The organism is Paenibacillus sp. FSL R10-2771 (genome assembly GCF_038000205.1).
GTDB lineage: Bacteria > Bacillota > Bacilli > Paenibacillales > Paenibacillaceae > Paenibacillus_AQ > Paenibacillus_AQ phytohabitans.
The window spans coordinates 7,997,498-8,016,319 of record NZ_JBBOBM010000001.1 but is presented as its reverse complement, the minus strand read 5'-3'; the positions used below and the strand labels follow the sequence as shown (position 1 = coordinate 8,016,319).

General features: G+C 48.0%; 13 protein-coding genes. All 13 read right to left on the bottom strand.

The genetic code is table 11. The annotated features are described in order from the left end of the window. Positions 1-77: 77 nt before the first annotated feature. Positions 78-2,900: an S-layer homology domain-containing protein gene (locus tag NSU14_RS34825; protein WP_076246377.1), complete on the bottom strand. Its 2,823-nt coding sequence runs from the start codon at positions 2,898-2,900 to the stop codon at positions 78-80. A gap of 584 nt (positions 2,901-3,484) precedes the next feature. Next, positions 3,485-3,826, bottom strand: a complete 342-nt coding sequence (locus NSU14_RS34820) for a hypothetical protein (protein ID WP_042140234.1) — start codon at positions 3,824-3,826, stop codon at positions 3,485-3,487. Between the two features lie 172 nt (positions 3,827-3,998). Further along, positions 3,999-7,634 (bottom strand): S-layer homology domain-containing protein, encoded by a 3,636-nt coding sequence (locus NSU14_RS34815; protein WP_340948780.1) that lies wholly within the window; start codon positions 7,632-7,634, stop codon positions 3,999-4,001. Between the two features lie 187 nt (positions 7,635-7,821). Next, positions 7,822-8,949 carry a glycosyltransferase family 4 protein gene (locus NSU14_RS34810; RefSeq protein ID WP_042140236.1) on the bottom strand — a complete coding sequence of 376 codons (1,128 nt, stop codon included), beginning with the start codon at positions 8,947-8,949 and terminating at the stop codon, positions 7,822-7,824. Positions 8,950-9,062: 113 nt separating this feature from the next. Further along, complete coding sequence (locus NSU14_RS34805) at positions 9,063-9,821, bottom strand: WecB/TagA/CpsF family glycosyltransferase (protein WP_042140237.1); 759 nt, start codon at positions 9,819-9,821, stop codon at positions 9,063-9,065. Positions 9,822-9,828: 7 nt separating this feature from the next. Continuing rightward, on the bottom strand, positions 9,829-11,004 hold the full coding sequence (gene csaB, locus NSU14_RS34800; RefSeq protein WP_076246371.1) for a polysaccharide pyruvyl transferase CsaB: 1,176 nt from the start codon (positions 11,002-11,004) through the stop codon (positions 9,829-9,831). Then, positions 10,977-13,016 (bottom strand): DUF5693 family protein, encoded by a 2,040-nt coding sequence (locus tag NSU14_RS34795; RefSeq protein WP_340948777.1) that lies wholly within the window; start codon positions 13,014-13,016, stop codon positions 10,977-10,979. Before NSU14_RS34795 ends, csaB begins: the two co-directional genes overlap by 28 nt. 147 nt (positions 13,017-13,163) lie before the next feature. Beyond that, complete coding sequence (locus NSU14_RS34790) at positions 13,164-14,882, bottom strand: phospho-sugar mutase (RefSeq protein WP_039303744.1); 1,719 nt, start codon at positions 14,880-14,882, stop codon at positions 13,164-13,166. Positions 14,883-14,932: 50 nt separating this feature from the next. Then, entirely contained in the window at positions 14,933-15,355 is a 423-nt protein-coding gene (fabZ, locus tag NSU14_RS34785) for a 3-hydroxyacyl-ACP dehydratase FabZ (protein ID WP_039303787.1), read from the bottom strand. 305 nt (positions 15,356-15,660) lie between these two features. Beyond that, the gene (locus NSU14_RS34780) at positions 15,661-15,894 is read right to left on the bottom strand and encodes a DNA-directed RNA polymerase subunit beta (RefSeq protein ID WP_042140241.1); all 234 of its coding nucleotides are present in this window, start codon (positions 15,892-15,894) and stop codon (positions 15,661-15,663) included. Between the two features lie 9 nt (positions 15,895-15,903). Next, positions 15,904-16,725, bottom strand: a complete 822-nt coding sequence (locus tag NSU14_RS34775; RefSeq protein WP_042140242.1) for a flagellar hook-basal body protein — start codon at positions 16,723-16,725, stop codon at positions 15,904-15,906. A 67-nt stretch (positions 16,726-16,792) separates the two neighbouring features. After that, positions 16,793-17,671 (bottom strand): flagellar hook-basal body protein, encoded by an 879-nt coding sequence (locus NSU14_RS34770; protein WP_042140243.1) that lies wholly within the window; start codon positions 17,669-17,671, stop codon positions 16,793-16,795. Positions 17,672-17,717: 46 nt separating this feature from the next. Beyond that, the gene (locus NSU14_RS34765; RefSeq protein WP_042140244.1) at positions 17,718-18,716 is read right to left on the bottom strand and encodes a rod shape-determining protein; all 999 of its coding nucleotides are present in this window, start codon (positions 18,714-18,716) and stop codon (positions 17,718-17,720) included. Between the last annotated feature and the right edge of the window lie 106 nt (positions 18,717-18,822).

Sequence of the window (18,822 nt, the reverse complement as noted above, 5' to 3'; positions counted from 1 at the left end):
CTCCTCCACTCGGGATAAATGGCTATAAAAAAAGAATAGCCTCCGAAGAGGCTATTCTTTGCTTCGGTAATCGGAGATTACTTAGCGGAAATTTCAGTACCGTCAGTGATGATGTTGCCATCACCATCGTGAGCAGTTGCTGTTCCAGCAATTTTAACGATGATTCTGTTAACATCATTGGAATTCAGATCCAAAGTATCCGTAGCTGCTGCGTTAGGATCGATAGCTTTCTTCAAGAAAGTAACCGACCATTTGCCTTTATCCGATCCGTTAACAATCTTAGTTACTGTGTAGTTAGCTTGATTGATAACATTGGAAGCCGCAACATCATTGTTGATGTAGAATTGCAGATCCTGATCATTCAGCACTGTAATTTCTTTAGAGAATCCAAGGATAAGCTCATAAGAATTGCCGCTGGAAACTACTGCCGAAGTAAGAAGCGGGCTAGTTCTGCTAGTCAATTTACCAGTTTTGCTAACTGCTTCGATAGGGTTACCAGATGTATCAGTAACACCATTAACTACGAACTTGTAATCAGCCTTAGTTTCTGTGACAGAAGAGCTAGGGATATGAATTGTTGCACGAGCAAACTTCGGACTGGATGAAGGAGTAGTTACAACACCAGCATCTGTAAGAGTCTGGATTGTTACATAAGAACCAGCAGGCAATGCCTTGTCATCCAAAGTATAGCTGTTAATATCCAATACAGATGCAGTGTTCAGACCGCTTGCATCTTTAAGGTCAACAGTAACAGTAGCATCACCGTAAACTGTATCAGTTACAGCAGCTTTTGCACTGTCATTGATTACAATGCCATTGTTAAACAATACTGGAGCATCGCCATCAGTAGTTGCGGATCCAATAGTCACCGCCAATACAGTTGCAGCAAGTTTGTTAGCAGAGAAGGATTTATCTTTGAAGAGTCCTTCTGGCAGACGCACAGTGTATTCACCTGCTTCTACATTGACAGCAGTCAAGATGAACGATTTGCCGCTACCGCTTGTAGTGTTAGCAATCGAAGTAGATTGACCAGTTTTGTTGTTGATCAGAACTACAGAACCAACTCCACTATTTACAACATCTTCGGAGAATGTCAATTTAATGCCTTTAACAGTACCAGAAGTTGTGTAAGTAACACCAGTAACTGTAGGAGCTACAGTATCCTTAGTGAAAGTGATCGCTTGACTCGAAGCAGTTCCCAGCGTGTTACCGAGTGTATCCTTAACAGTTGCTCCGAATACAACGGATCCAGTGAAAGTGCCAGTGGATGGGAAGCTAGTCAAAGGACTCTGCAGAGTGAACTTTTTGCCGTTAGCAGTAGTAATCACGCTGAATGTACCTTGGCTTTCACCAACAGCATTCAGGAGACGAACATTACCCACCAAAGATGCGCGGTCAACATTCTTGTCAAACTCAACTTCAATGAACTTGTCGCTCACAGCTGTTACGCTCTTGATTACAGGAGCAGCAACATCGGATACAACAGTTACAGTTGTTTTGATTGGGTTTGGTGTAGCTACGTTACCTGCAAAGTCAGTTACATTAAGCAGGGATACGTCATAAGTTTTTCCGCTATCCAATGTTACTCCACTCAATTTGAATTCCGTGTAAGTATCATTCTGGACAGTTGTGGAAGCAGCAGAACCATTTACGTAAGCCACGATACCAGTAGTTTTAACTGGTTCGCTGAAAGTTACATAAACATCTTTAGTAGTTGCTTTAGCAGAAGAAGTAACAGAAGCAACAGTTGGGGCAACAGTATCAGCCACAGTCAGCAAAGTGGTGAATGCTGGGATAGCTTCGCCAGCTGTAGTTTTAACAGCATCGCTTACTACAACTGTGTAGTTGCCTTTAAGCGCCTTAACACCTGGAAGAGTAATAGTAGCTTCTGTATTATCAGCACTGAAAGTTACATAAGCGTTGGAAACTTCATCATCCTTGCTTCCTACCTTAGTTACTTTCACAACGCCGTCGATAACTTTGCTGGATTCAGCCAGTGTATCAACATCAATAGCGCGGTTGAATTTAACTACCACTTGCTTAGCGTTTGGAGCTGTTGCAGAAACAACCTTAGGCGCTTGCAGTGTTACTTTTGCAGTGTAGTCTTTTTCAAGATGCTTGAAGTTAATTGTAGTTTCAACGCCTGCTACCAGAGCAGTTGTCAATTCAACGTCTGCAGTTGTTTTGTCAGAGAAAGTTACAACTACTTTGGTTGGGCTTACTGCTTCAGCAGAAGCTACAGTCAATGTAGGTTTTACGGACATTTGATCAACTGCATAAGCTGTTTCTACTACCAAAGAGCGAGTAGCGTTAGCTTTGAAGTTAGTTGTTTGAGCAACCAGACCAGCGTTGATAACTGCTTGAGCATAGCCCTTAGCCCATACAGAAGCGGAGTTATCAGTTGTTGTAGGTTGTTCCAGTTTCAAAGCGCGGAACAATACAGCCGCTACTTCTTCAACTGTTACTTTACCGTTGTAGTCGAAAAGACCTTTAACAGTATCTTTACCTTGCATCAAGTTAGCTGCAGTAACAGCTTCGATGTAAGGAACAGCCCAGTTAGTAGCTGTGTAACCTTTATCTTTGTAAGACAACTTGCCAGTTACTTCAGTAAGACCGAACAATTTAGTAACGATCTTAGCGAATTCTGCGCGAGTCAAGTCTTTTTCAAGATGAGCTTGACCGTCTGGGTACCCATTGAGAATACCTTTAGCTGCCAAAGCATCAAATGCCTGTTGTGGAGTTGCTTTTGCTGTTTCACCAAATGCTACAGAGGCAAACATCGAGAATGCCATTGCTGTAGATAATGCTACGGATAAAATTTTCTTCATAACCTTTTTTTCTCCTCCTTGGACGTTCATGAACTGAGATTTTTCTTTAGTTGGGTAGCTCATGTCACTCATTAGCCGATGCACCCCCTTTCCCGAGTTGAGCATATTAAGTATAAATAATGTCTGTGACGGGTATCACAGAAACTTGTAAACAGCTTCAAGGCATAGTAATACTAGATTCCTAATTCTACCTAAGTATTATACAATGTGCCTCTAGTCACGTAAAGCTAATTTTTCCATTCGGCAATACGTTGTACCACTAAGGGTCAATCCGCATTTGCCTTGTGCAAGTGACTCTACACCTTAAACGCAATAGTTTCGAGAAAGTTGCGCTTTGTTCAAAAAAAACTTTTTTCTTTTGTATCCCGGCCCCGTTCCGATAGAAGATACAATATGTATGTTCTACTAACTATTGTTAATGTTGGGTGGCTACGGGAATCAGTATAGCATAGACACTTTCCAAACGTCATTAAGCAATATTTGTTAAGATAATAAACAAACATTTCCTAATACAGAAGCTCAATGAGTTAATAATAGTTACCCATATTTATATAGTACAAACGCATTTATCTAATGCATTTATCTAATAATGAACATAAAAACAGGCTACCGAGCGTATGCCGGCAGCCTGTTACACTGTTTCTATACAAAAGGGTCTATCGGATCTTCATGGAAAGCTGTATCAATTCCTGACGCTTCTCAGGACTAGCGTTCACATTCTCATACATAGCATCGATCGCTGCGCGGTTCTCGCGGTAGCTCTTCTCATGTTTGATTGTGGTATGGGACCATTCGATCAAGGCATTCTCGGAAATGACCAGCTCATTATAGGCGTCATGGAATCCTGTAGATTGAACAAGTTCTTCCATTACTTCCTGAGTGATCTCCTGCAGCGCCCGTTTAGCTGCAATTTCCTTTTCCATAACCTTAGCTCTATTCTCAAACATATTCTTTGCTTTCATGTAATCCAATTGTGCTTTTGATAAAATCGGTTTCATCGATGGCTTTCTCCTTCTTGCTTTAAATGTTGTACTTACAGCTTCTTAGGCCATTGTAACGCAAAGTAACCCACAATTCAAAGATTTGTATATGGAAAATGCAAAAGAGAAGCCTCTTTCCCGCAAACAGGGAGTCAGAGGCTTTCTTCGCTTCATATATAGAGGTGTTATACTACAATCTCTTCATTTTAGCCATGATGCGTTGTGCCATGACAGCCGCATCCGCTCTTGTAAAGTTAGCCTGAGGATCAAACCGGTAAGTCGCCTTCTTTTGTCCCGCTACCAGCTTATTCTCAATTCCTGATATTATACCAGCCTTGTAGGCCGCAAGGATGGAAGGTGCAGAGTAAACTGATCCAATTGAACCCGTGTCTGTAAAGAGCTTCTGTAGGGCTGCCAGGTCAGTAGCATTGCTGCCCAGCTTAAGGCTCATCGCTCTGGCGATCATCACCGCTGCATCCTCTCTGGACAACGTACGGTTAGGCGAGAAGATTCTCGGTGCTGTCCCACGTATAATCCCTTTGCGTACGGCTGTCTCGATATACCGGTAATCCCAGTGATAGTCACTATACTTAACTACATCCGAGAAGGTTAGATTGTTTGGCTCGTAATCAAGCTGTATACCCATTATTTTGACAAGCATGGTAGCAAACTCACCACGGGTAACATTCTCATAGACACCAAACTCATTGGCATCCTTTGCGTTCATAATCCCTCTGGAGAGAATAGTCTCCAATTCGCTGCGTGCATACGTATGAGATACGATGTCATCGTAGCTGTAGCGCAGACTCATTACGGTGTAATACCCGAAACCGTCAAAAGTAGCAGTGATCGTCTTGCTGCCTGTATTAACTACCCCGCCCATGTTGTACCACGTGCCGTCAACATTCTTCCATACAGAGATATTAGACGTTGCAGCATTAACAATGCTCGAGTCGTATTTCAGTGTGATCTTCCCTTGCTGGGTAGGCTCCATCCATCTGCCCATATGCCCGAGGAAAGATTCATTACCTTTCTTATATGGATGAGAGGCAACTACAGTTGAGTAATCATTAATCGAAGTTGCTGAAACAAAGTATCCCGGGTCGATCCAATACAGATTTGAAGCATACCCATAATGAAGCTTTGGTGTCATATACGCAGCAGCCAAGCTACTTGCGGGAACTTCAACCAGCTTGCCGTCCTGGTATCCCGTTCCATCAAATTCACCAACCGGATTGTATTGTTTCACGGTACGTCCGTCCTGCTTATCAGCAATACCAACCAGGATGTATTGATCGTTGAACAGATTGATTTGCCGTGTATTAGTTGTCCCTGGGGTTGGTGTAGAATCCCGCAGCATCGTTCCTTTTGGGAAAACAAGGCTAACCGCATTCTGGAATGCTGTGAGCTTACCTGAAGAGTTAAGGGTTGTTTTCAACTGCGCCCCTTGCAGCACTTCATCTGAGTAAGTTACATCAAAAGTTCCGTTCGTTTTGTTCGTGCCTGTTGTGACTGTAAATTTGATTGTGTTTTTCCCTTTTTTCAGACCCTTCAGCTCCAGGCGGAAGATATCTTTAGCCCCTTTGATCATTGCTTCCTTACCAATAACAATGCTCGTAGCTCCTTCTGCCTGAATACTTACATCAACGAAATTTTGCTTAATGATGCTTTCATTAGGAAGCTTAGGCGAAAGAATGCTGTAAGGAGGAACCTCACGGGTAATCAGCAGTGTCTGTGTAACACCGACTGTACCCAGTCTCGCCGAAATCACAAAGGTCTGCAGGCCTGTTGTGGGCAGTTCCTGGTTTTTAATGATGAATTCCCCATCTTTATTAGTAGGCACAGTTAGATAAGCGGACTCTGTAGTCCAGAATCCATTATTATTAGTATCTGTCTTATAGTCAGCCACAGCATACTGTTTACCATCCTTCATAACGACAACCTGGGTAGCGTTGCTTGCGACAAAACGGATGTCCGCAGTAGATTGGTTAGTTGTATAATTAAGATTTGAATTTTTAATGAATAACTTGTCTGGGTCTGTAGTTTGCCCTACCGGGTATGGGGCAACTCCATCGATATTAGGAGCATTATCCGGGAACAAATATACAGTAAGATTCGTGGAAACAGGAACGCCATTTGCTACACCCGTTATGGCAATTTTGTTCGGGCCAGAAACCAGCGGAATACCGGTAGGAACTGTATAACTAAATTCATCATTCACAATCGTCGGGACAACCGCCGTTCCGTTAATGGTGATTTTGATGGATGATTTATCACCGGCGGGGAAGTTTACCAACCGCCCTTGAATAGAAGTGAATTCTCCAGTGTATTTGAACACCTGGTTATTATAAATATTAGTCACATCGATAAATGGGGCCGAAACATAATTGACGGAGAGTACCTTGGTATCAATAACTGCCCCATTCTTCTTCAAGTCAATCTGCAGGGTCTGTTCGCCTGAAGGCATACCTGTAATCTTAAATACTTTATACCCATCTGAAGTCTTCTTCGTAGAATCCACAACAAAACGGTCAGCAGAGACCTTTGTTCCATTCTGGTAAGTGCTGATCTCCAGGTTATCCGGAGCAGTTGCGGTCTCGCTGGTCTTGACCATCAGCCACAGGGGAAGCTCAAACAGGTTGGAATTACCGGTGAACACACCGGATGAAGAATACGTAACCGGGTTGCCCGCCGATGGACTGTAAAGCTGTTCCACACCTGTAATGGAAGGGTCATTCGCATTCCGGTAGGTGAAATCAAGCGGATTGATGCTCTTGCCGTCATAGGTTCCATTGTTAGTATTGAAAGTAATGATGTATTTGCCATTGGCCGAAATAGTAACATCCTGAGTACTGGTATATTTAAAGGTGATAAACTCTCCCGACTTAACTCCATTACTGTCAACCGTAGTTTCACCATTCGTAGGTACACTGTTGCCAGTAGTGGCATTCTTTATGCTAAAAGTTAAATTTGAAAGAGGCGGCTTGGAAGTATCCTCAGCCACTCTGAAGGTAATGGAGCCGGAAAGTCTGCCGCTAACCGTGGTATCTGAGCCTGTCGGAGAGACCAGATTCCCGTTGTCCAAAGCGTAAGCACCGATTTTGGTTTTATTCGGAGTTCCCTTATCAATAGGTGAATACACCACTTCACGTGTTACCGCATAAGTACGTGTGCCTGAATCTGTAGTCGCAACAAACGTGAGCTTGTTAAGCCCCGCTGTCAGCGGAATATCAGCAATAACGAAGGTACTGCTGCCGCCGTTAAACATCTTGGTGTTATTGACCATAACCTCAGTTGCATTTGGTGCTTCCAGTGTTAAGGTCAGCCCGGCGGTATTCACCATTGCAGGTGTATCAGCACTCAACAACGTACCATCCGGCAAAGCTATATTATAAATGGCAGGTACGTTTGAAAAGTTAACATAGGCTTCACCGCTGGCCAAGCTTCCCGTAGCCGTTGTACCGTAAACTGTAATCCGGTTAAGGCCCTGGCTTAGCTTAACGCCTGGAAAACGGAAGTTTTTCTCGTTCTCAATGATCGGCTTAACGTCGGCACCGCTCGCTCCCGGAACTACGTTACCATTGACAATCCCATCCACCTGATAGTAGATGCTGTCTGCAGAAACTCCATTGAACGTGCCTTCTACGTCGACAGTGTTAGTATTCACTGAGGTTGGAGCGGACTTATCTGTACTGAATTTGGTGAACTGAAAATATTGGCCCGTTGCGGCATCCGCTGCGTAAACAGCACCTGCTGATGAAAGAGTGGATAGCAGGATCACCATCGATAAAAACATGCCGCCTATCGTCTTTAATCTTTTTTTCACGTAAGAAACCTCCTACTGCTTTTTGGTTTATTGTCGGCCTGTGCAGCATTCCGCGTCTTAACCAACTCTATAATTTTTATCGGACAGCAATTGACTAATAATTAGCAAAAAAATAAAAAACCTTACTCCAGAGGAATAAGGTTCGATGATCACTACAATTAAAATGGTATGGATGACAAATGAAGAATTACGATTTAGAACTGCGCTCAGGATCCAGCTTCATGCGCATTCTTAGGATTAAGTCTATGACCGGGCGTTTGGTTTTGCTGATCACACCAGTGATCTCCGCACCAATCTGCAGGAAGAAGAGCATGACGCAGATAACCACAAACGTAACCCAGTTGGCTTCATATAGCGAAGCGGAGGTCTGGATAACAGCCAGAATTCCGAAGAAGGCTGCGATGCCATAAATAATCAATACGGTCTGGCGGTGGCTGAAGCCAAGTTCACGCAGGCAGTGATGAAGATGGCCTTTGTCCGGTGCAAAGATTGGTTTCTTCTGCAGCTTACGCCGTACGATGGCAAAGAATGTATCCGATAAAGGAACCCCGATAATCAGGAGTGGTGTGATAAACGATACCACTGCAATCTGTTTGAATCCGAGCAGCGCGAGCAGCGCCAGGCAGAAGCCCAGGAACAGCGAGCCTGTATCACCCATGAAGATTTTGGCGGGATGAAAGTTAAAGAACAGAAAACCGAGTATACTGCCCAGAAGCAGTAAGCACAGCAGAGCAACCATGGTATTGCCCATCAGGAAGGCCATTACAGCAATGGTGGCAATCGCGATACCGGATACACCGGCTGCAAGCCCGTCCAGTCCATCGATCAGATTCACGGCGTTCGTGACGCCGACAATCCAGAAGATCGTCAGAGGGATGGCAATCCAGCTCTCCAGTGAGGAATAGCTATTATGAAAGGGAATGTTTACGAAATCAACAGTAATTCCAAACCCGAAAACTACGATGCAGGCTGCGGCAATTTGGCCCAGCAGCTTCACCTTGGCTGATAGCTCAAACCGGTCATCGAGACCGCCGATCAGCACAATCAGACCGCCGCCACACAGCAGCGCTTTGATGAAGTTAGCCTCCCGCGGAGTGAAGTCATACGGAATAATCGGTAATACGGCAAGCAGGCCTAACACAAACGCCAGAAATATGCCGAGTCCGCCAAGGCGGGGCATGATCTTCGTATGCACTTTACGGGCATTAGGCACATCTGTCGCACCGATCTTAATAGCAAATTTCTTAACGAGCGGCGTCAAAAGCAGTGCAAGTCCCATGCACACAATAAATCCGGCGATGTATATGATTAACATTTGTTCAGTCGACCCCCATTTCTCTACCGCATTGAATTATACGCTGAACCAAAAACAAATTCCAATACCGTTTTTAGGCTGTTACACGGATTTTTTCAGTAAATACCCTCAAATTACTGGTCTTTTGTCACTTTATCTTTCTCTCGTACCACTTTTACTGCAAATTTCGGCAGCGCAAGCATTCTTTTGTAACGTGTAGGTTCCTTAATCAGCCGGTATAACCATTCTGCCCTCAATTTCTGGAAGGCTTTGGGGGCACGGCGGCTCTTGCCGGAGATTACATCGAAGCTCCCGCCGACGCCCATCATGACCGGAATCTGGAGACGGGACTTATATTTAGCAATCCATGGCTCCTGGCTGTCAGCCCCTCTGGCAACGAAGAGCAGGTCAGGCTTAGCTTCGAGAATTCCGGCGAGGATCTGCTCATCCTCATCCGGACCAAAGTACCCGTCATGATAGCCTGCGATGACAATGCCGGGATATCCAGTTTGTAACCTAGAAGTCGTCTCGCGAATCACCTCGGGGGTTGAGCCCAGCAAATATACTCTCCAGTTGTAGCTTTCACCCTGGCGCAATAATTCATGTAAAAGATCAAAACCCGCTACACGCTCAGCGACTGGCTCTTTGCAGTAATCCGCTGCCCACACTACACCAGTCCCGTCGGGAACTACAAGCTCTGCTGATTTCATAATCTCCATATACGACGGATTCTCAAGGGCCGCCATGACCATGATCGGGTTAGCGGTAATGACCTGGTGGGGAACACGATTATGAACCGCCTCCGTCAAATAAGAAACCGTTGTCTTCATATCAACTTTGGATACTCGAATGCCGAAAATCGGCACTGTTGGTATCGCGCTATCTGCTTTCACTTGTCACTCATCCTTTACGGCGGAAATATTGGGCAACTTGCCGGGCCGGAGCCTCAGCTTCTTCAACCAGCGAAGCAATCAGCGGTTCACGCTCACGCTTCCATGACTCCCCCGATTTTAGCAGCTCCAGAAGTCCCGCTGCAACCATATCACCTTCCAGCGCAGCTGTCGAACCTACCGGCCGGCAACCGATCCGTTCAAGGAAATGGTCGATCTTCGGATCATAGGAGACCCCCATTAGCGGTACCCGTCTTCCGGCAGCATAGATCAGGCTGTGGAGCCGCATGCCAATCAGCGCCTGACACTGTCCTACTTCACGCAGCATCTGCTGCGGATGGAGCGCATCCTCGCAAATACTGACGGTTCCCCCATGCTCCTCTACAACTTGTCCCAGCTTCTGCATGACATAACGTGAAGCCTCATTGTCCGCAGAATGATGAAAGGGCAGAAAACGTAAGTGAAGCGGCAGCTCTGCTGATACCTTCACCAGGCCTTCAGCCAATGCATCCAGCTCTTTGCGCGACTGCTCCCAGAAACGTACGGAGATGCCCACGGTATAAGGTGATGTCTGCAGATTAGAGATATCTGAATCATGGATATGCGCATTGCCGCTACTCGGCTCATGTGTTTCTTTGCGTACATCTTCCGGTAGCGTAAGGCCCATAACCGGGTCAGGGACGACATCTATCTTGTCCTTGTCCAGACCCATAGACTGCAGCAGCAGGCGGGACTGCTCGTCCCGTACGGATAGATAAGCACATTTACGGAAAGCCGATTTGATCAGCGGATGAAACAGCTTGCGGTTCACCGGGCCTATCCCTTGGGCATAGATAAAGGTGGGCTTGCCCATCCACTGGGCCAGCTTAATGATGGCCAGATAGTACGGAATAGTCTTGCTGCTTGTTACATCCTGAAGCAGACTGCCCCCGCCGCTTATCAGCCCGGCACTCCCTGATATGGCCTTCCGGACTTCCCCCAGCTTCATCCGGTGCACGGATTCGACACCGTAAGCAGCGGTTGTCCATTCCGGATCAATGGAGAGCACCACGGGCGTCAGCGTTATTCCAGCAGCCTCGGACTGCTTACGGAGTGCGTTCAGAATGGACTGCAGAACCGCCTCGTCTCCGCTGTTGCGGAATCCGTAATAACCCGAAATTATAATTTTTTGAGCAGCGGCGACCATCGTTTCCAACACCCTTCCGCAATCTGCCATACCCCTATAGCGATAATGCCGATGATAAGACCGAGTCCCAGACCAAGAAGTCCGCGGACCAGCGAGATCAGAACCGGCGAATGAATATGGGCAAAGGTATCTACCATGGACAACTGGCCGATAACCGCAATAATCATAATAAAAGCAGCATTCCGGTATTTATAGGCCATGAAAGCGCCAAGGATAAAGAGCGGATGTGCCAGCAGGAACTCCTTGTTACGCGGTCTTACTCCGACAGTATTCTCCAGGAAGGTGCGGAACGACATCTCGAGCGAGCTTACACTGCCGCTGTTGCCTGTACGGCTTAAATAGTACATCCCCAGAATACCCAGCACGCCGGCAGCAATTACCATTGCGAGCGTGATCGGCGTCCGCAGCAGCTTACCGGTCTTGTTGAAGGCGAATTCCCCACGGTACAAAAGCACATACAGCGCAGTCAGTCCAATCGGTGCTAAATGAAGCAGACTTACGCCGCGGAACTGATTGAGCACCAGGGCATAGGTGACATTATTCAAGAGCGCAATTACAAAGGGTACTGCACTAAACGAGATGAGCGCTGTTTTGACGTAAAGAACCAGACTATGTGTCAGCCTGCGGCGCGGGCCCATCACAGCAAAGGTCAAGGCATTGGGACGCAACGGCGGTCCCATTTCATTAATCTTGCGGATAGCCAGCACCATAGCCACGGTAGGCGCACTTATAGCCACTGCTAGAGCGAGTGCCTGTTCAAATAACGCCGGCTTCAGAACCATAAGTCCTGCACTTCCCAGCAGCCCCAGCACCCATGCAGGCAGTGTAAGCCAAGGAACAAAGTAGGAAACCAGGAGTGCAACCATGGCTACAGCCCCGATTACAGCAATTAATTTGAAATAACGCTGGAAAGAGGAATCCACCACATCAAACGCAGTAGCTTGTCCCATTTCAAAACCGTTAGCTTCAATTTTTGCAACTGCACCATCAGGCCCGCTAAGGCTGGTAACCAGATTGTCGAGCGTATCGGTAACCTGTGCCTTGGATGTATCCCGTGACGGAATCGTATTAAGATAGATCATCCGGATGTTACGGTCTTTCGTAGCAAGTGCAAAGCGGTCGGCAATCACATCTGTGGACAGGCCGGAATCAGCCTCACTGAGCGAGTACAGCCGGGTCACGTTATAGTCCAGCAGATAGGCCAGTTTGGAGAAGCCTTTTTGCTGTACCTTAATATTCTCAATAGCTGCAATCCCCATCCCGCGCTCCTTCAGCAGATCGGCGAATGCTGTGATACTGGCCAGATCGGCATCATCGGAGTAGCCTTTAACAGACTCGCCTTCGAAAAGCAGACGTTTGACGCCAAGCTCCGCGTAACGGTCCAGCAGACTCTTAACGGCTTCCTGATTATACGCCAGCGAATCTACAAGGCGCGGCACAATATTGAAGCCTTTGTCATGCAGCATCTCCAGTGTAGACGGATCCGGCTGCAGCGGCTTGAGCGTTGCATCCTCCAGGGGAGTTTTGATAATCAGGCCTTGTTGTCCGCGGTAGGTCCAATCTTCTGTTGCAATATCCAAGCCGGCAAATGCCTCCCGGATGATCGGTGAGAGCGTTCCACTGTTCTTCGCACTGGTAAAGAGGACATATGTATAGTTCTCATTCTCAGGAATTACAGTATCGGTCAGATTAGCGATATCAGCCGCTCCCCACAGCATCAGGCGGCGGGCCTTGCGGAAATCCTCCAATGTGCTTTCGTATATTGCCATACTCTGAACACCGGCAGACTTCAGCCGGTCGAGCTGCTCGGAGATATAATCCTGCGGATTCCCCCGGTAGCTGGCTACTTCGACCAGATCGCGGTAATCAAAGACAAATTCAACCGTTTTGGAAGACTTCTCCGTCTGAAGACGATCATACACAACCGGGAGAGCAGCAAGCAGGCCAATCACCACGATAATCCACAACCATTTGCGCGAAGCTATATTCCAGCGTTGCCATTTCTGATGCACCAAAAGTACCTCCTCTTTCACTTTAAAGCTAATTGCCAATCCGTCATAATAAGCTCAAACACTCTTGCAGTGGTCAAATTTAAGCGGAAACGGATGTCCCTCTACCAGGAGCAGCTCCGTTTCCGCAGGCATGTTCTATATTTAGTATTATTTCCCGTCTACACGGGCCATAACCTGATTAGTCAATTCAGCCACTTTGTCTTTGGCATTCTGAAGCGATTCGCCAACGACGGCGAAATAAACCTTGATCTTCGGCTCGGTGCCGGAAGGACGCAGGCAGAACCATGAGCCGTCAGAGAGCAGATATTTCAGCACGTTCTCCTTAGGCAGACCGTTCAGTCCGAGTGAATAGTCGAGTACCTCTGTAACTGAGGCTCCGGCAATTTCATGCGGCGGGCTGGTGCGCCAGTCATTCATGATTCCCTGAATTTGTGCTACACCGTCTTTACCTTTAAGGGTGCGCGATTCGAGGCTTTCGAGGAAGTAGCCGAATTGTGCATACAGCTCCTGAAGCACATCGTACAGCGTCTTACCCTGGGCTTTGTAATAAGCCCCCGCTTCAGCGATCAGCATCGCAGCCAGTACAGCATCCTTGTCACGGGCGTAGTTGCCGGCCAGGTAACCATAGCTCTCTTCATATCCGAAAAGATAAGTGTATTCGCCGGACTGCTCGAATTGGTTCATCTTCTCGCCGATATACTTGAATCCTGTCAGCGTGTTGAACACGGTAGCGCCGTAATGGCTGGCTACAGCCGCTCCCATCTCACTGGTCACAATAGTTTTAACTACTGCACCATTGCTTGGCAGCTTGCCCTGCTCCTGCAGGCGGCTCAAATAATAATGAATCATGAGGGCGCCCGACTGATTACCGGACAAGACCACAAACTTGCCTTCATTGTCCCGCACAACCGCACCCATACGGTCTGCATCGGGGTCTGTACCAATTAACAGATCGGCATTCAGTTCCTCACCCAGCTTCATAGCCAAGGTGAAGGCTTCACGCTCTTCCGGGTTCGGCGATTTCACCGTGGAGAATTCTGAATCCGGCTGTTCCTGCTCGGGCACCACATGTACCTGGGTGAAACCGATCTTCTCAAGTACACGGCGGACCGGAAGGTTGCCTGTCCCATGCAGCGGTGTGTAGACAATCGAGAAATCACGGCCAAGCGTAGAAGCAATCTCTTCACGGCCGACACTGACTGCGGCTACTGTATCCGTAAACGCTTCATCCTCAGCTTCACCCAGCCAGTGCAGCAAGCCTGCACTCTCTGCGGCTTCACGGGAAATACGCTTTACGCCGTTAAAGGAGTCGACTTCCAAAATATTAGCAATTACCTTCTCCGCTTCGTCAGGCACCAGTTGCCCGCCTTCTGCGTTATACACTTTGTACCCGTTGTACTCAGGCGGATTATGACTTGCAGTAATTACAATGCCTCCTGAGGCCTTCAGATGGCGAACTGCAAAGGACAGCTGCGGTGTGGACCGCAAGGATGGGAACAGATGCGTCTCAATTCCGTTGCCGGCCAGCACAAGTGCAGCTTCCAGCGTGAATTCCGGCGAAAAGCGGCGGGAATCGTGGGCAATGACCACGGAAGGACGTCCTTCTCCTGTATGCTGTCCCAGAATATAATTAGCGAAGCCCTGTGTCGCTCTGCCTACGGTATATCGGTTAATCCGGTTGCTGCCGGCGCCGATCACTCCGCGCAAACCGCCTGTCCCGAATTCGAGGTCTCTATAGAAACGTTCTTCCAGTTCCTTCGGCTCATCCGCAAGAGCCTTCAGCTCTGCCTTGGTGCTCTCGTCAACGGAAGGGTCCTGCAGCCAGCGTGTTAGGGTTTCTGCGGCCTTTGGGCTTAATCCAGTCATGTGAATCTCTCCTTCTCCATCTATAATTTATAATAATTTTATAACAGGATCTAGCTGAGTGCGAACATAATTTCCCCGGAAGCTACAATCTTGCCTTCCACTTTAGCGGTAGCCTGGCCTTTGCCGATGCTGCCTTTAAGCCGGGTAATCTCCACCTCAAGCACAAGAGTATCGCCAGGTACGACCTGGCCGCGGAAACGGAAGCCGTCGAGGCCGGCCAGGAAGCCTATTTTACCGCGGTTTGCTTCCAGCCCCAGAATAGCTACTGCGCCCACCTGAGCCAGCGCTTCCGTGATTAGCACACCCGGCATTACCGGATATCCCGGAAAATGTCCGGTGAAAAAAGGTTCATTCACCGTCACATTTTTGATGCCGACAGCCCGTTTGCCCATTTCTATTTCAGTGATCTTGTCCACCAGCAGAAATGGGGGCCGGTGGGGGATGATTTCTTGAATTTGATTGATATCCAGCATGATCAGCAAAGCTCCCTTCGGATGTAACCGCGTCTATAAAACCTCCGCCTACAGCAGCGCTTTTGTTTTATTCTTCACCGCCCTGCATAAATATGGGCAGCTTCGGCAAAAACTATAACTATCCTTCACCACCTGCAGCAGTGGAGGTTGAGATAAGGGGCTTTCTCCACCGCACGCGGCAGCATGGCGGAGAGAGCCCTTTTTGGCGCTCTTAGGGCACGCCATCATTATACATTTTTCAGTATAAAAAAGAAAACTCCCCTGTACAACAAGGGAGCTTCCGAAATCCTGTATTCAGGAATTATTTATGGTGCAAACACCAAATCATATACATGCTTCCAGGTGCTCCACAGGAGCACATCGCTAAATTCTTTTTTGCCGAGAATCACGTAACCGACGACCAGGCCGCCTCCAAGCGCGGCAACAAGCAGCAGGGGAATCAGGAACCACTGGATAATGGTCCATGCCGAAATCCCGCGCCGCCTTACCGGCTGCTGCTGTTGTTCTTCTTCCGGTTTGTTGACCTTCTCACGACTCATTCCGTCACCTCACGCGCGCATGTTATTAGCCAGGCCCAGCATCTGGTCACTGGAGGACAACGCCCGGGCAGCAAGCTGATAGGTGCGCTGAATCTGCATCATCTCGGTCATTTCCTTACTTAGATCCACGTTGGATGACTCCAGATATCCGGTACGTACGCCCACATCCTTCGCTTCACCTGCGGCTCTTTGCACAAACGCCTGCTGTGCAGTCACACCATCGGCAAGCGTATAGAAGTTGCCGTCCACAGCTTGCAGAGCATTCTTGCTCAGCGGCTCTACAATCATAAGTGTGCCCGCTATAATAGCAGGATCATTCTCACCGGTCTTGGTAAGTACCCGGCCGCTCTCGTCAATAGCAGCACTCACATTGGCTGGCACTGTGAGCGGATTCCCGTCTGTGTTCAGCACAGGGTTACCGGTATTATCTACAAGCATCATATTGTCAGGATTCGCGGTATCCGGGATGAAATGGAAATCACCTTGACGGGTATACGCAGTAGCTCCGTTGACCTGAACACCGAACAATCCATTACCCTGAAGCGCCAAATCCGTTGGATTCCCCGTTTCCTGAAGAGTGCCCTCTTCCCAGTTGCTTGTAACCGAAGGCACACGGACACCAAAGCCGATATTGAAGCCCAGAGGCATACTGCGGCCAGGCTGGTCATAGTCCTTGGATTGCTGCTGCACACGTGTGAGCACGTCCTCGAAAGAGCCTTCTTTGCTCTTATAGCCGTTTGTGTTCATATTGGCAATGTTATCCGCTATGATATCCAGCCGCTGCTGTAGGCTGGACATGGACACAGCGGCACCGATTGTCGAGTTGTTCACAGATCTAACCTCCCAAAAGCTTAATAACTAAGAAGAAACCGGTTCACTTCATCAGTGCACCTGCAGTCTATATTCTGCCGACATCATTAACAGCCTTCTGCAGGCTGCTGTCATAAAACTGGATTACCTTCTGATTCGCTTCATAAGCCCGGTAGGCGGCGTTCATATCCACCGTTACCTGAGTGGCATCCACATTAGAGTTCTCCAGATACCCCTGACGCACCTGCAAATTATCGGTGGCATTGGAGTAACGGATTTCAGCGGCCTCCGCATCATCGGCATGGAAAACGCCGTTCCCGTCACGTACCAGCTCCTGCGGTCTTGTAATTACACTGATCCCGATGCGGGTTCCTGAAGGCAGTCCGGTCGCATTGTTAATCAAGTTACCCTGCCCGTCCACTTTAAGGCTATCCTCAGGGCCTGTCAATCTCAGCGGATTACCGTTACTGTCCAATACGCTGAATCCCCCGGAGCTAAGCACCTCTCCAGTAGGACCTACCGTAAAACTTCCGTTACGTGTATATAAATTGTTACCTTCATTATCCTGTACTGTAAAGAACGCCTGCGGACGGTAAGTTACCTCGCCGTCAGGACTAATGTATTTGCCTGAGCCGTCAAAAGCAAGATAAGCGCCCGCATTATCCGGGTCCTCTACCTGCAAATCGGTTGACAGCGCGAAATCTGCGTTTTTGCCGCTTTCGATAAGGTCACCCTGCAAATACTGGGAAACAGACTGTTCGGCAAAAACCCCTGTGTTAAGCCGGCCGACAGGCTTCGTAACGCCACCGCTCATCGCCGAGATCAGCACCTCGGGAAATGCATGACTGACGCTGTCGACCTGCTTGTACCCCGTTGTATTCAAATTGGCAATGTTCTGTGTCGCTGTATCATGTCTGCGCTGCTGCGTTACCATTCCTGCAGCCGCCGTATATAATCCTCTTAGCATGAGGTCAGTCCCTTCCTGAATCTGCTGTTAACTTATTATCGGCAGACTAGAACTTTTTCTTAACAACCTTATCTAAATGGTCAAGCATAATTCCCGTCCCCTTAACTACACAGTGCATCGGATCTTCGGCAACCCAGACCGGAACATGCAGCTGTTCAGAGAGCAGCTCGTCCAATCCGTTAAGGAGTGCACCGCCGCCGGTCAATACGACTCCGCGGTCAATAATATCTGCCGACAGCTCCGGCGGTGTACGCTCCAGCACTGACTTCGCCGCAGCCACAATAGCAGAAACCGGATCCCACAGCGCTTCCTTCACCTCACCGGATGTGATGGTCAGCGTCTGGGGAAGTCCGCTCACCATGTCACGTCCGCGTATATCCAGCTCAGCCTTCATGCCGCCCGGGCGTACGGACCCGATAGTAACCTTGATATCCTCAGCTGTACGTTCACCGATCAGGAGTTTATATTTCTGTTTGATATATCTTAAAATGGCTTCGTCGAACTTGTCCCCTGCGACCTTAATCGAAGAGGCGGTAACAACGTCGCCCATGGACAATACGGCTACATCCGTTGTTCCCCCGCCAATATCGACGACCATATTTCCGCTTGGCTGATAAATATCCATCCCTGCTCCGATTGCCGCAGCTTTGGGTTCTTCTTCCATGAAAACTTCCTTGGCTCCGCTGCGTTCCGCGGCTTCACGGATTGACTTCTGTTCAACGGACGTAATATTCGTAGGCGCGCAAATCAAAATACGGGGCCTTGAATACCAGGTCCGGCCCCCGACGCGGTCGATAAAATATTTCAGCATCATTTCTGTAATCGCAAAATCGGCAATGACTCCATCACGGAGCGGACGAATTGTAGTTATGTTTCCAGGTGTGCGCCCAACCATCCGGCGTGCCTGTTCACCAACCGCAAGGACTCTCTTCGTATCACTTTCAAGTGTGACCACGGAAGGTTCATCCAGAACGACTCCCCTTCCCTTGACATGAATGAGCACATTGGCCGTGCCGAGATCGATTCCGATATCCTTGCTAAGCATAATGAAAGAGCCCCCAAAGTGTTATTTTAAATGAGAATAGTTAGATAGTACCAAATTTAAAAATACCATACTTTAGGGGGTGTACACAATGTAGTAAAGCTGAATT